This window comes from Roseivivax sp. THAF30 (genome assembly GCF_009363575.1).
In the GTDB taxonomy this organism is placed as follows: Bacteria; Pseudomonadota; Alphaproteobacteria; order Rhodobacterales; family Rhodobacteraceae; genus Roseivivax; species Roseivivax halotolerans.
The window spans coordinates 985,900-998,945 of sequence record NZ_CP045389.1 but is presented as its reverse complement, the minus strand read 5'-3'; the positions used below and the strand labels follow the sequence as shown (position 1 = coordinate 998,945).

General features: G+C 62.6%; 14 protein-coding genes. All 14 read left to right on the top strand.

Annotation, left to right across the window (positions count from 1 at the left end; genetic code table 11):
• Positions 1 to 10 precede the first annotated feature (10 nt).
• The 14 genes from secG to FIU91_RS04735 all read left to right on the top strand — a co-directional run bounded on the left by secG (position 11) and on the right by FIU91_RS04735 (position 13,034).
• Complete coding sequence (gene secG / locus FIU91_RS04800; RefSeq protein WP_093010364.1) at positions 11 to 397, top strand: preprotein translocase subunit SecG; 387 nt, start codon at positions 11 to 13, stop codon at positions 395 to 397.
• Positions 398 to 589: 192 nt separating this feature from the next.
• On the top strand, positions 590 to 2,233 hold the full coding sequence (locus tag FIU91_RS04795) for a CTP synthase (RefSeq protein ID WP_152461649.1): 1,644 nt from the start codon (positions 590 to 592) through the stop codon (positions 2,231 to 2,233).
• Complete coding sequence (locus tag FIU91_RS04790) at positions 2,234 to 3,487, top strand: DUF5677 domain-containing protein (protein WP_152461648.1); 1,254 nt, start codon at positions 2,234 to 2,236, stop codon at positions 3,485 to 3,487. It begins immediately after the preceding gene.
• Between the two features lie 189 nt (positions 3,488 to 3,676).
• Entirely contained in the window at positions 3,677 to 4,312 is a 636-nt protein-coding gene (locus FIU91_RS04785) for a DUF2306 domain-containing protein (RefSeq protein WP_152461647.1), read from the top strand.
• On the top strand, positions 4,312 to 5,079 hold the full coding sequence (locus FIU91_RS04780; protein ID WP_152461646.1) for a 23S rRNA (adenine(2030)-N(6))-methyltransferase RlmJ: 768 nt from the start codon (positions 4,312 to 4,314) through the stop codon (positions 5,077 to 5,079). The genes FIU91_RS04785 and FIU91_RS04780 overlap by 1 nt, the downstream gene beginning before the upstream one ends.
• 119 nt (positions 5,080 to 5,198) lie before the next feature.
• Positions 5,199 to 5,618, top strand: a complete 420-nt coding sequence (locus FIU91_RS04775) for a hypothetical protein (RefSeq protein ID WP_093010372.1) — start codon at positions 5,199 to 5,201, stop codon at positions 5,616 to 5,618.
• 39 nt (positions 5,619 to 5,657) lie between these two features.
• Positions 5,658 to 6,104 (top strand): TerB family tellurite resistance protein, encoded by a 447-nt coding sequence (locus FIU91_RS04770; RefSeq protein WP_093010374.1) that lies wholly within the window; start codon positions 5,658 to 5,660, stop codon positions 6,102 to 6,104.
• A gap of 136 nt (positions 6,105 to 6,240) precedes the next feature.
• On the top strand, positions 6,241 to 7,017 hold the full coding sequence (locus FIU91_RS04765) for an ABC transporter ATP-binding protein (protein ID WP_093010376.1): 777 nt from the start codon (positions 6,241 to 6,243) through the stop codon (positions 7,015 to 7,017).
• 36 nt (positions 7,018 to 7,053) lie between these two features.
• Positions 7,054 to 7,779: a transporter substrate-binding domain-containing protein gene (locus FIU91_RS04760; protein ID WP_093010378.1), complete on the top strand. Its 726-nt coding sequence runs from the start codon at positions 7,054 to 7,056 to the stop codon at positions 7,777 to 7,779.
• A 46-nt stretch (positions 7,780 to 7,825) separates the two neighbouring features.
• Positions 7,826 to 8,710 (top strand): ABC transporter permease, encoded by an 885-nt coding sequence (locus tag FIU91_RS04755; RefSeq protein ID WP_093010380.1) that lies wholly within the window; start codon positions 7,826 to 7,828, stop codon positions 8,708 to 8,710.
• On the top strand, positions 8,707 to 9,513 hold the full coding sequence (locus tag FIU91_RS04750) for an ABC transporter permease (RefSeq protein ID WP_152461645.1): 807 nt from the start codon (positions 8,707 to 8,709) through the stop codon (positions 9,511 to 9,513). The genes FIU91_RS04755 and FIU91_RS04750 overlap by 4 nt, the downstream gene beginning before the upstream one ends.
• A gap of 75 nt (positions 9,514 to 9,588) precedes the next feature.
• The gene (locus FIU91_RS04745; RefSeq protein WP_152463649.1) at positions 9,589 to 10,923 is read left to right on the top strand and encodes a glutamine synthetase family protein; all 1,335 of its coding nucleotides are present in this window, start codon (positions 9,589 to 9,591) and stop codon (positions 10,921 to 10,923) included.
• A gap of 66 nt (positions 10,924 to 10,989) precedes the next feature.
• Positions 10,990 to 11,673, top strand: a complete 684-nt coding sequence (locus FIU91_RS04740) for a type 1 glutamine amidotransferase (protein ID WP_152461644.1) — start codon at positions 10,990 to 10,992, stop codon at positions 11,671 to 11,673.
• A complete protein-coding gene (locus tag FIU91_RS04735; protein ID WP_152461643.1) occupies positions 11,673 to 13,034 on the top strand; it encodes a glutamine synthetase family protein in 1,362 nt (453 codons plus the stop codon). The genes FIU91_RS04740 and FIU91_RS04735 overlap by 1 nt, the downstream gene beginning before the upstream one ends.
• Positions 13,035 to 13,046: the final 12 nt, after the last annotated feature.

Below are 13,046 nucleotides of genomic sequence, written 5' to 3'. Positions count from 1 at the left end.
CGTATCCGACATGCAGAACGTCATCCTCGTCGTCCACCTTCTCCTCGCGCTCTCGCTGATCGCGGTGGTGCTCTTGCAGCGCTCCGAAGGTGGCGGTCTCGGCATGGGATCGGGCGGCGGTGGCGGCGCGATGTCGGCGCGGTCCGCGGGCACGGCGCTCGGCAAGCTGACCTGGGCGCTGGCCGTGGCGTTCATCGCGACCTCGCTGACGCTGACCATCCTGGCGGCGCGGGACAGCTCCACCGGATCGGTGCTCGACCGGCTCTCTCCGGCTCCTGCAAGCTCTGGCGAGGCTCCGGCGGATGACGGGCTCGACACCGACGGGCTCCTGCCTCCGCCCTCCGCGGGCAGCGGCGGCAGCGATGGCGACGGACCCATCGTTCCGCAAGCGGACTAAGCGACAAAATAGCCACCATCACTTGAGGGCACGCAAAAGACCGCAACAGCATCTTGCGGTCGGCTTGTCAGGCGCGTGCGAATCCCATACGATCTAAATCCCGTGATGCTGCGGTCCTGAGCGGGCCGTGGGTGGGCCGAAACATGCCCTCATCGCTCGAGACATTGAGGCAAATCACGGGGTCTGCGGCACATGGCGCGCTTTATTTTCATTACTGGCGGTGTGGTATCGAGCCTGGGCAAGGGGCTCGCATCGGCGGCGCTTGGCGCGCTTCTGCAGGCGCGAGGCTTCTCGGTGCGGCTGCGCAAGCTCGATCCGTATCTGAACGTCGATCCCGGCACGATGTCGCCGTTCGAACATGGCGAGGTCTTCGTGACCGATGACGGGGCGGAAACGGATCTCGATCTGGGCCACTACGAGCGCTTCACGGGCGTGCCGGCGCGGATGACCGATTCGATCTCGTCGGGTCGGATCTACACCAACGTGCTCGAGAAGGAGCGCCGCGGCGACTATCTCGGCAAAACGATCCAGGTCATTCCGCACGTCACCAACGAGATCAAGGACTTCATCTCCATCGGCGAGGACGAGGTCGATTTCATGCTCTGCGAGATCGGCGGCACGGTCGGCGATATCGAGGGCCTGCCCTTCTTCGAGGCGATCCGCCAGTTCAGCCAGGAGAAGCCGCGAGGGCAATGCATCTTCATGCACCTGACGCTTCTGCCGTGGATCAAGGCGTCGGGCGAGCTCAAGACCAAGCCGACGCAGCACTCGGTGAAGGAGCTGCGCTCCATCGGGCTCGCGCCGGACATTCTCGTTTGCCGCTCCGAAGGGCCGATTCCGCAGAAGGAGCGCGAGAAGCTGGCGCTCTTCTGCAACGTGCGGCCGGACAGCGTGATCGCGGCGCAGGACCTCAAGTCGATCTACCAGGCGCCGCTCGCCTATCACCGCGAGGGGCTCGACCAGGCGGTGCTGGACGCGTTCCAGATCACGCCCGCGCCGAAGCCGAACCTCTCGGTCTGGGAGGACGTGGCCGACCGCATCGCCAACCCCGAGGGCGAGGTGAACGTCGCCATCGTCGGCAAGTACACGCAGCTCGAGGATGCCTACAAATCCATCGCCGAGGCGCTGACCCATGGCGGGCTCTGGAACCGGGTGAAGGTCAATGTCGACTGGGTCGATGCGGAGATCTTCGAGCGCGAGGATCCGGCCCCGCATCTTCAGGGCTTCCACGCGATCCTCGTGCCCGGCGGCTTCGGAGAGCGCGGCACCGAGGGCAAGATCAAGGCCGCGCAATTCGCGCGTGAGCACAAGGTGCCCTATCTCGGCATCTGCCTCGGGATGCAGATGGCGGTGATCGAGGCGGCCCGGAACGCCGCCGGGGTCGCGCGGGCAGGCTCGGAGGAGTTCGACCACGAGGCCGGCAAGAAACGCTTCGAGCCGGTGGTCTATCACCTCAAGGAATGGGTGCAGGGCAACGAGAAGGTCAACCGCCGCCCCGACGACGACAAGGGCGGCACGATGCGGCTCGGCGCCTATGACGCGGTGCTGAAGGAAGGCAGCCGCGTCGCGGAGGTCTACGGCACCCTCGCCATCGACGAGCGCCACCGGCACCGCTACGAGGTCGACATCACGTATAAGAAGCAGCTCGAAGAGGCGGGGCTTTGCTTTTCGGGCATGTCACCGGACGGGAAACTGCCCGAGATCGTGGAATGGTCGGACCATCCGTGGTTCATCGGCGTGCAGTTCCACCCGGAGCTGAAGTCGAAACCGTTCGATCCGCATCCGTTGTTCAAGGATTTTGTAAGAGCGGCGAAGGATGTGAGTAGGTTGGTGTAAGTGGATTTATTCACCGAAAATTCACTCGAAGAAGAAGTAAAAAGTGTACTTGCGGCACAACAAGCTAAATTTTGCATCGACTATATACGTGAGAATATATCGCGCTATAGATTAAGAATCTCTCCAGACCGAATAGAAGAAATACTCTCTGAAACAGAAGAGGCACTTTCATCATTAGATTTTAGAAAACTCGAATCGAATATTGCATGCATAGAAGAACAAGGTGTCATCCTTGAATTGCTTGATGATTCTTTGCTAAATTATGAAAAATTGCTACCAGACGTTCAAATCTCAATAAACGCTGCAATTGAGAAAGTCTCGCCCGAGTTTGCCGATACCCTAATAAGAAAATGGACCACTGAAGAAATACAATCCCAACAAAATGAAGCAGCCTTTAAGCAAAGACTTGCTCAAACTTGGCAAAACGGGCTCTCCCCAATTCGCTTAATTCTTAATTCTACTTTTGAGATTGGGAGCGCATATATCAACCACTTCAATGTGGAAAACACTGCGAGCAATGACCACCGGCGCATTGCACTAAGCCTTCTACACCGACGCGGCTGCCGAACCGCGTCTGAGACCTTGTGCTTAATTGAGAATGGCTTTGCAGACGGGGCAATGGCGCGTTGGCGGACTTTGCATGAAATTGTAGTCGTGATGAGCGTTATAAATAATGGCGACGATAGTGTTGCAAAGCGTTATTTGGACCACGCCAAGGTCGACGACTACAAAGAGTTGCAACGCCGGAAAGAAAATGAACTTAAGCTAGGCTATACATCCTTACCTGTTGAGATAACTGAAAAAATTGAAGCCGATTATGGTCGCGTAATAGAGAAGTATGGCAAAGACTTCTCCGGAGATTGGGGCTGGGCAGCCGAGTTAGCTGAAAGATCTTTCGTCCGCTTTATTGATATCGAAAAGCTCGCTGACAAAGCTCATATGAGATATCATTACAAGGTTGCTAATCGCGGAATTCATCCAGCGTCAAAAGCACTCAGCCATCACGCAGGAGCGTTTGATGCGCCAGTTGCCGGCGCGTCGAATATGGGGCTAGAAGAACCCGCAAAACACTTAGCGATCTCACTGGCTGAGCTCAATCATATCGCCCTGAGTGAAGACCCAAATATAGATCGTGCAGCATTCATATTAACTCTCAGCAAAATTCGAGACCTGGCCATCGATGAGCTCAACACCATTGGGGATGCTGTTTTTGAAAGGGCAATCAAAATAAAGATGAGTGGAGGAATTGATTGATTCGCTTGCGCGCCCAGTCTGAATTATTTGAAGATCAAAATCTCGTTCAGCCTAAGTGTTCTTGAGTAATTGTTGAGAGACGTGCTCTGCGCCTACCCACCCCACGGGCAGGCGCGCCCGGCATTGCTCCTGTGGCGAACCGGCACCGGCTGGCATAGGTTACACCAAACCCAAACCGCCCGACGCCCCATGCCCCGCGCCTACACCTTTGCGATCCTCGCGCTCGCGCTTCTCGCCCTGCCCTTCGTCCTCTACTCCGCGGGCTTCGGCCTCGCGGGGCTGACGCGCGATCTGTCCAGCGAAACGCGGCTTTTCACGACCCCGCTACCGAATGCGCTCATTTTCACGCATATGGCGACCGGGGCCGTCGCGACCCTCCTTGCGCCGTTCCAGCTGATCGAGCGGATCCGCATCCGCCGCCCGCGCCTGCATCGTCGTCTCGGCTACGTGACCCTCACCGCCAGCGCCATCACCGGCCTCGCGGGGCTCTCGTACATCGCGCTGCGCGGCACGATTGGCGGGCCGCTCATGTCGGCGGGCTTCGCGCTTTACGGTGCGCTCCTGCTGATCGCGGCGGCGAATACCGTCTATTACGCGCTCGACAAGAACCACGCGGCGCATCGGGCCTGGGCGCTCCGGCTGACGGTGCTTGCCATCGGCTCCTTCCTCTATCGCCTTCACTACTGGGTCTGGTATGCGGCGACCGGGGGGATCGGCTCGACCGAGGCCTTCACCGGGCCGTTCGACCTGTTCAATTTCGTGGGGTTCTACCTGCCCTACCTCATCGCCCTCGAGATCTACCTGCGACGGGAGCGCGCCGCCTGATGCTGTCCTACCAGCACGCCTATCACGCCGGGAACCTCGCGGACCTGCACAAGCACGGGCTTCTGGCGTCGATGCTGGACTACCTCACCCGCAAGGACAAACCCTTGAGCTATATCGAGACGCATGCGGGGCGCGGCCTTTACGATCTGTCGAGCGCCGAGGCGCGCAAGACCGGGGAGGCTGCGGCGGGGGTCGAGGCGCGGGAGCTGCCCGAGGGCCATCCCCTCGCCCGCGTCCTTGCAGAGGTGCGCGCGCGGTTCGGGCCGAGCGCCTATCCCGGCTCGCCGCTCGTCGCGGAGACGCTGCTGCGCGCGGGCGATGCCGTGCATCTCGCAGAGCTGCACCCGGCCGAGCATGACGCGCTCGAACGCACTGTCGCGCGGGGAACGCGGGTCTATCACGAGGACGGCTTCGCGCTGGCACAAAGCCTCGCCCCGCCCGAGCCGCGCCGGGGTCTGCTTCTTTGCGATCCGTCCTACGAGGTGAAGGCCGATTACGACGCGATCCCGAAACGCTTCGCGCAGCTTCATAAGAAGTGGAATGTCGGGATATTGGCGCTCTGGTACCCGATCCTGACCGATGCGCGGCACGAGAGCATGTTGCGCGCGCTCAAGGCGGCGTTTCCGGACGCCGTCGATCACCAGGTGCGCTTCCCGCCCGCGCGGCCCGGTCACGCGATGGTCGGCTCGGGCATGTTCGTCGTCAATCCGCCCTGGGGCCTCCCCGAGGCGGGAGCTGAAATCGAGCGGCTTATTCACACTCCCTGACGCAAAAGCGGCCTTGCCGAAGTCTTATAGACAAACTTGCATTCTTCGGACAGGCTCGATCGGTACCGTGCCGAAACGCGCGGAACGACGCGTGCGAGGAGACCCGGCAAGGTGGAGTGATGTCGAAGCGACTCCTTTTATGGTTGAACAAGCCGGATGCGGCCTGGCTCGATCCCGCGGATACGCCGCTGGCGCTCGGGGCGCTTGCCGTGCACGCGGCGCGCTGCGATCTGCCCCCCGACGTGCTGGGCAGTGCGGAGCTCGATACCATTCTCGCCCGCCGGTTCGAGCTGACGCGCCGGGAAGCCGCCGAGATGCGCGCGATCTGCGAGGCACTCGCCACCGCCGTTCGCCCCGGCGAGGATCTCGCGCGGCTCATTTCCGCACATGTGCCCGAGGTCGAGCGGCGCTCGCTGGCCGATTGCATGTCCGAGGAGGTGCGTCGTCGCCGCCCCCGCGACTCCAAGCGCCTGCAAGCCTCGCTCGCCGCCCGCCTCGGCCTCGACGGCGTCACGCCCCGGCGCCCCGGGCAGATCTGATCGCTTGGACATCGACGCTCTTCTGACTATCTGACACGCATGTTCAATGATTTCCTTTCCCGGCTGATCCAGCCTGAGCCGAAACCCCTGGCCGACGAGGATGCCCGGCTGGCGCTGACCGCCCTTCTCGTTCGTGTGGCGCGCGCCGACGGGCATTTCGACCCTGACGAGCGGGCGCGTATCGACCGGATCGTCGAGACCCGGTACGGGCTCGGGGCGGAAGACGCCGTCGCGCTTCGCAAGGATGCCGAAGCGCTAGAGGCCGAAGCGCCCGATACCGTTCGCTTCACCCGCGCGATCAAGGATGCGGTGCCCTACGACCATCGCTTCGCCGTGGTCGAGGCGCTGTGGTCGGTCGTTCTGGCTGACGGGTCTCGCGATCCCGAGGAAGATTCGCTGCTGCGTCTCGTCTCAAGCCTTCTGGGCCTGACCGACCAGGAAAGCGCCCGCGCCCGCCACAGCGCGCAGGGGCAAAGCGGCGCGTGAAGCGGCATTTGCCGGGCTGACCTTTCGTCACCCGGCCCCCGCATCCAGATGGATCTGCGCTTTCACGTTGCAAAAGCGTCGCAAATCCCCTCTCCTTCGGGCTGATTGCAACGATCCGAGGTTCAAGCCCCCTCCCGTGACCGACCAAGCCCCCGTCATCGCCATCCGAGATCTTCACAAGGCCTATGGCGCGCTCGAGGTCATCAAGGGCGTCGATATCGAAGCGCGTCGGGGCGATGTGGTCTCACTGATCGGATCGTCGGGATCGGGCAAATCCACGCTTCTGCGCTGCGCGAACCTCCTGGAAGACAGCCAGCAGGGCGAGATTCTTTTCAAGGGCGAACCCGTCGCGTGGCGCGGCAAGGGCCATGACCGGCACCCGGCCGACCCCAAGCAGGTGCTCCGAATCCGCACCAACCTGTCCATGGTGTTCCAGCAGTTCAATCTCTGGTCACACATGACGATCCTGCAGAACGTCATGGAGGCACCGCTCACCGTCCTGAAACGCGAGCGCGGCGAGGTCGAGGCGGCCGCGCGCGGCTATCTCGACAAGGTCGGGATCGGTGACAAATGCGATGCCTATCCGGCACAGCTCTCGGGCGGGCAGCAGCAGCGCGCGGCGATCGCGCGGGCGCTTTGCATGGAACCCGAAGCGCTTCTGTTCGACGAGCCGACATCCGCGCTCGATCCCGAGCTCGAACAGGAAGTGGTGAAAGTCATCAAGGATCTTGCGCGCGAGGGGCGAACGATGCTCATCGTGACGCATGACATGAAAATGGCGCGCGATGTGTCCAAGCACGTCGTGTTCCTGCACAAGGGCCTCATCGAAGAAGAAGGCTCACCGGATGCGCTGTTCGGCGCACCCAAATCCGAAAGGCTCCGGGGCTTTCTGAGCTCCACCATGCAGGCCTGATACGAGCAAAAAACCATGAAAACAGGGAGACGATCCATGAAAACTCTTATGATGACGGGTGCCGCGCTGGCGCTCACCGCGTCCGCCGCCTTTGCCCAGGATGTGATCCGCATGGGCACCGAGGGCGCTTACCCTCCGTATAACTACATCGACGACAACGGCGAGCTTGCGGGCTTCGAGATCGAGCTTGGCAACGAGCTCTGCGCACGCGCCGAGCTGACCTGCGAATGGGTGTCGAACGACTGGGATTCGATCATTCCGAACCTCGTCTCCTCGAACTACGACACGATCATGGCCGGCATGTCGATCACCGACGAGCGCGACGAGGTCATCGACTTCACCCAGAACTACTACCCGCCGACCGAGAGTGCCTATGTCGGCGCGAGTGAGGAGGCCGATTTCGAGGGTGGCGTCGTCGCCGCGCAGACCGCCACGATCCAGGCGGCGCATGTCGCTGAAGGCGGCGCGGCACTGATCGAGTTCGCCACCCCTGAAGAGACCGTCGCAGCCGTTCGCAACGGCGAGGCGGATGCGGTCTTCGCCGATTACGACTTCCTCAAGCCGATTGTCGATGCGTCGGGCGGCGAGCTGATGTTCGTCGGCGACCCGGTTCCGCTCGGCGGCGGGATCGGCATGGGTCTTCGCGAAAGCGACACCGAGCTGAAAGAGACCTTCGACACCATCATCGGCGAGATGAAGGAAGACGGAACGCTGAACGAGATGCTCGTGAAGTGGTTCGGCGAAGAGATCACCACCTACTGACTGAGACGGGGACGGGCCCTCGGCGGCCCGTCCCTCACACATCGACATGTTCGCCTTCTGCACAGATCCCGGGACGCTCGACGGTCTCGCCTGGTTTGCCTGTTACCTGACCACGGGCAAGCACTTGGCGTTCTATGGCGCGTTTGGCACGGTGCTCTTGCTTCTGGCGATCACCGCGCCTGCGGCGCTCCTCTTGGGCTTCGGCGGAGCTGTCGCGGCCCGCTCGCGCATCCCGCCCGTCTCGTGGATCGGCAAGGCCTATATCGCGATCGTGCGGGGCGTGCCGGATATCGCCTTCTTCCTGTTCTTCGTGATCGCCCTCGACCAGGGCTTCGAGTGGATCCGCCACAAGATCCGCTGTCCCGATTGGGACCAGCCGATCCGTCAGGGCTCGGACTTCATCGTCTGTGCAGAGGCCAAGCTGCCGCTCTCGACCGCGCCGCAATGGGTGCATGAGACCTACGGATTTCTTGTCGCGGTCCTGACCTTCGCGATCGTCTTCGGTGCCTTCGCCGCGAACGTCCTTTACGGGGCGATGCGCGCCGTGCCCCGCGCGCAAGTCGAGACCGCGGAGGCGTACGGGCTGACCCGGTCGCAAACCTTCCGGCGCATCATCGTGCCACAAATGTGGGTTTATGCGCTGCCGGGCCTGTCGAATCTCTGGATGGTTCTGATCAAGGCGACGCCGCTCCTCTTCCTTCTGGGGGTCGAGGATATCGTTTACTGGGCGCGCGACCTCGGCGGCACGAAGACCCCGCAATTCACCGATTATCCGCATGGCGATTGGCGGATGTGGTACTTCCTGGCCCTCCTCGTCTTCTACCTCGCCTTCACCAAGCTCTCCGAGACTGTCCTCGACCGGCTGATGACCCGCCTGACACGCGGACAGGCGACCCTCGCTGGCGAAGCCCAGCGGAAGGCGGGCGCATGAGCTGTTGGGAAACCCTGGCCGATTACGGTCTGCGCTCGCTGGGCATCGGCGAGCGGCTCTTGCCGCGCTCGGATTTCACGCTCTGCCAGCAAGTCGTGCTGATCGGCTCGGGCATGATCTGGAACATCTATTTCGGCACGCTCGCGCTTCTGTCCGGTTTCTTTCTCGCGACCGCGGTGGCCGTCGGCAAGGCTGCACGGAACCCGTTCGCCCGGAAGGCGTCCGAGTGGTTCATCCTGATCTTCCGGGGCTCGCCGCTCTTCATCCAGTTCTTCTTCGCGTATTTCGTCTTCCTTTCGCTGAAATCCTCCTACCCGTTCTTCGACCCCTTTACCTCCGCCTGGCTCGGCGCGTTGATCGTGCTGTTCCTGAACACGGCCGCCTATTCGGGAGAAATCTTCTACGGCGCGCTTCTGTCGGTGCCGAAGGGCGATCTGGAAGCCGCCGACGCTTATGGTCTCACGGGATGGACGCGCTTCCGGCGGATCACCTGGCCGACAATGCTGCGGCTTGCCTGGCCGGCCTATACGAACGAGGCGATCTTTCTCTTTCACGCAACCGCGCTCGTCTTTTTCTCGGGCTTTCCAACGCGGCAGCAGAAGGGCGATGCGCTGTATTACGCGAGCTATTTCGCCGACAAGACCTTCAATCCCTTCGTGCCCTACCCGATCCTTGCGGGCTATTTCATCCTGCTGACGCTGACGATCATCGGAGTTTTCGGGCTCGCGAACCGCAGGCTCAACCGGCATCTGCCGCAGGCGCGGCGGGGCAGGCTCAAGCTGCGGATGAACCTCATTCGCTAGCGCCCCCTTGCCTGCCGACGCGGCACGTGCCAGATTTGATCAAATTTTGACAGGTGGCGCATGTCCTCGCTCCAGATGAAGAATTTCCTTCGGAAGAACCCGAATGTCCGCACGATCCGTGTCGCGGCCTGCGACCTCAACGGTCAGCCGCGCGGCAAACGGGTGCCATCGCGCTTTGCCGACAAGATCGTCGAGAACGGCACGCGCTTTCCGGTGTCGGTCCTGAACCTCGATATCTGGGGAGAGGATATCGACGACAGCCCGCTCGTCTTCGAAAGCGGCGACCGGGACGGCGTTCTCTTCCCGACAGAGCGCGGCTTCCTTCCCATGCCCTGGCTCGAGGCGCCGACTGCCCTTCTGCCGATCTGGATGTTCCGCGAGGACGGGCGGCCCTATGAGGGCGATCCGCGCCATGCGCTGCGCGCCGTTCTCGACCGATACAAGGCGCGGGGGCTGACACCGGTCGTCGCGGTGGAGCTTGAATTCTTCCTGATCGACGATTCAGGGCGCACGCTCGAGGTGCCGATCTCTCCGCGGTCCGGCAAGCGGCGCAAGGCGGCCGAGACGATGTCGATCCGCGCCCTCGACACGTTCGATATCTTCTTCACGGATCTCTACGACGCCTGCGAGGCGATGGACATTCCCGCCGATACCGCGATTTCCGAGGCGGGGCTCGGACAGTTCGAGATCAACCTCATGCATGGCGACGATGCGCTGCGCGCCGCGGACGATGCCTGGCTCTTCAAGTGGCTCGTGAAGGGTCTCGCCCGGCGGCACGGCTTCGCGGCGTCCTTCATGGCCAAGCCCTACGAGGATTATTCCGGATCGGGCATGCACGCGCATTTCTCGGTGCTGGACGCGAAGGGGCGCAACGTGTTCGACGATGGCGGGTCAAAAGGCACCGACACGCTGCGCCACGCGGTGGAAGGGTGCCTCTCGGCGATGAAGGATTCCGCGCTGATCTTCGCGCCGCATCTCAATTCCTATGACCGGCTCGTGCCGGGCGCACATGCGCCGACCGGGCTCTGCTGGGCCTACGAGAACCGCACCGCGGCAATCCGGGTGCCCTCGGGCGCGCCCGCCGCGCGGCGGATCGAGCACCGTGTCTCGGGCGGCGATGTGAACCCTTACCTCTCGCTCGCCGCGATCCTTGGCGCTGCGCTCAACGGGATCGAGGATGGCCGCGAGCCGCCCGAGCCGATCACCGGCAATGCCTACGCGCTCGATCTCGATCACATGCCGGGCAACTGGTCCGATGCGATCGAACATTTCGAGAAGAGCGAGATCATGCCGCGCATCTTCCCCGAAGAGCTCATACGCAATTACCTGCTCACCAAGAAACAGGAGCGGCATTACATGGCGGAGCTGTCCCCGAAAGAGCAGGTGGAGATATACCTCGACACGGTCTGAGCGCGACGCCTTGCCCGAAGCGGAGGCGGGCCATACCTTCCGCGACGAACAAGATCGGTGAGATTGATGAAGATCGGCATCCTGCAGACCGGGCTCGTGGCCGAGGCGCTGGCAGAGGAACATGGCCAATACGCGGACCTTTTCGAGCGGCTCCTGGCGGGGCGCGGATTCACGTTCGAAACCTGGAACGTCGTCGAGAACGAATTCCCGTCCGGTGCGGACGCGGCGGAGGCCTGGCTCATCACCGGCTCGAAACACGGCGCATACGAAGATCACGACTGGATCGCGCCGCTCGAGGCGCTCATCCGGGAGATCGACGCCAGCCGACGGCCTATGATCGGCGTCTGTTTCGGCCACCAGATCATCGCGCAGGCCCTCGGCGGCAAGGTGGAGAAATTCGCAGGCGGCTGGTCGGTGGGACCGCAGCGCTACGACTTCGCCGACGGGCCCCGCACCATTCACGCCTGGCACCAGGATCAGGTAGTCGAAGCTCCGGCAGCGGCGCGCGTCGTGGCGAAGTCCGATTTTTGCGCCAATGCCGCGCTGGTCTATGGCAACCATATCTATACCGTCCAGCCGCACCCAGAATTCGGAGACGGATTCGTCAAGGGCCTTATCGACAAGCGCGGCCCCGGCGTCGTGCCGCAAGGTCAGCTCGAGGCCGCCGAGGCTGGCCTCGGTACCGAGCTTCAAAGCGCCGAGATCGCCGACCAATTCGACCGCTTTTTCCGCGGTGAGGAGCTTTTCTGATGACTGACTGGACCGAAGGTCTCCCGGACGCTGCGCGCGCCTATCTCGAGGGGCGCAGGCTCGACGAGGTCGAGTGTATCATCGCCGACATTCCCGGCATCGCGCGCGGCAAGGCGGTTCCGGCCTCGAAATTCGCGCGACAGAAGAGTTTCCACCTGCCGGATTCGATCTTCTTCCAGACGATCACCGGCGATTGGGGCGAGGCCGCCGACGAGGACGAGGGCTTCATCGAGCGCGACATGATCCTCCTGCCGGACATGTCGACCGCGACTGCCGCGCCCTGGACCGGCGACTGGACACTGCAGGTGATCCACGACGCTTACGACCGCAAGGAGCGGCCCATTCCCTTCGCGCCGCGCAACATCCTCAAGCGGGTGGTGGATCTTTATCACGCGCAGGGCTGGAAGCCGGTGGTTGCGCCCGAGATGGAATTCTACCTCGTCGCCCGAAACACCGACCCGGCGCAGGACATCAAGCCGATGATGGGCCGTACCGGGCGGCCCGCCGCGGCGCGTCAGGCCTATTCCATGACCGCCGTGGATGAATTCGGCCCGGTCATCGACGATATCTACGATTTCGCCGAGGCGCAGGGCTTCGAGATCGACGGCATCACCCAGGAAGGCGGCGCGGGTCAGCTCGAGATCAATCTGCGCCACGGCGATCCGGTGAAGCTCGCCGACGAAGTGTTCTACTTCAAGCGGCTGATCCGCGAGGCGGCGCTGCGCCACGATTGCTTTGCGACCTTCATGGCGAAACCCATTGCGGACGAGCCCGGCTCGGCGATGCATATCCATCACTCGATCAACGACATCGAGACCGGCAAGTCGATCTTCTCGGGCCCGCAGGGCGGCGAGACCGACGCGTTTTTCAACTTCATCGGCGGGCTGCAGACGCACCTGCCCGCGGCGATCGCCGTGCTGGCACCATACGTCAATTCGTACCGGCGCTATGTGCGCGACCAGGCGGCACCGATCAATCTCGAATGGGGCCGCGACAACCGCACGACGGGCATCCGCATCCCGATCTCGGGACCGGAAAGCCGCCGGGTGGAAAACCGGCTCGCCGGTATGGATTGCAACCCCTATCTCGGCATCGCGGCCTCGCTCGCCTGCGGCTATCTCGGCATGATGGAGGAGCGCTGGCCCTCCAAGCAGTTCAAGGGCGATGCCTATGACGGAGAGGGCGACATCCCCCGCGTTCTCGGTCAGGCGCTGGAGTTCTTCGACGAGGCGACCGCGCTGCACAAGGTGCTGGGGCCCGAATTCGCGCGGGTCTACTCCATCGTGAAGCGCGCCGAATATGAGGAATTCCTGCAGGTCATCAGCCCGTGGGAGCGCGAGCACCTGCTTCTGAACGTCTGAGGCGCTGCGCCC

Coding starts and splice junctions, on each gene's coding strand:
- secG (WP_093010364.1), top strand. CDS start 11: ATGCAGAACGTCATCCTCGTCGTCCACCTTCTCCTCGCGCTCTCGCTG.
- FIU91_RS04795 (WP_152461649.1), top strand. CDS start 590: ATGGCGCGCTTTATTTTCATTACTGGCGGTGTGGTATCGAGCCTGGGC.
- FIU91_RS04785 (WP_152461647.1), top strand. CDS start 3,677: ATGCCCCGCGCCTACACCTTTGCGATCCTCGCGCTCGCGCTTCTCGCC.
- FIU91_RS04780 (WP_152461646.1), top strand. CDS start 4,312: ATGCTGTCCTACCAGCACGCCTATCACGCCGGGAACCTCGCGGACCTG.
- FIU91_RS04775 (WP_093010372.1), top strand. CDS start 5,199: ATGTCGAAGCGACTCCTTTTATGGTTGAACAAGCCGGATGCGGCCTGG.
- FIU91_RS04770 (WP_093010374.1), top strand. CDS start 5,658: ATGTTCAATGATTTCCTTTCCCGGCTGATCCAGCCTGAGCCGAAACCC.
- FIU91_RS04760 (WP_093010378.1), top strand. CDS start 7,054: ATGAAAACTCTTATGATGACGGGTGCCGCGCTGGCGCTCACCGCGTCC.
- FIU91_RS04755 (WP_093010380.1), top strand. CDS start 7,826: ATGTTCGCCTTCTGCACAGATCCCGGGACGCTCGACGGTCTCGCCTGG.
- FIU91_RS04750 (WP_152461645.1), top strand. CDS start 8,707: ATGAGCTGTTGGGAAACCCTGGCCGATTACGGTCTGCGCTCGCTGGGC.
- FIU91_RS04745 (WP_152463649.1), top strand. CDS start 9,589: ATGAAGAATTTCCTTCGGAAGAACCCGAATGTCCGCACGATCCGTGTC.
- FIU91_RS04740 (WP_152461644.1), top strand. CDS start 10,990: ATGAAGATCGGCATCCTGCAGACCGGGCTCGTGGCCGAGGCGCTGGCA.
- FIU91_RS04735 (WP_152461643.1), top strand. CDS start 11,673: ATGACTGACTGGACCGAAGGTCTCCCGGACGCTGCGCGCGCCTATCTC.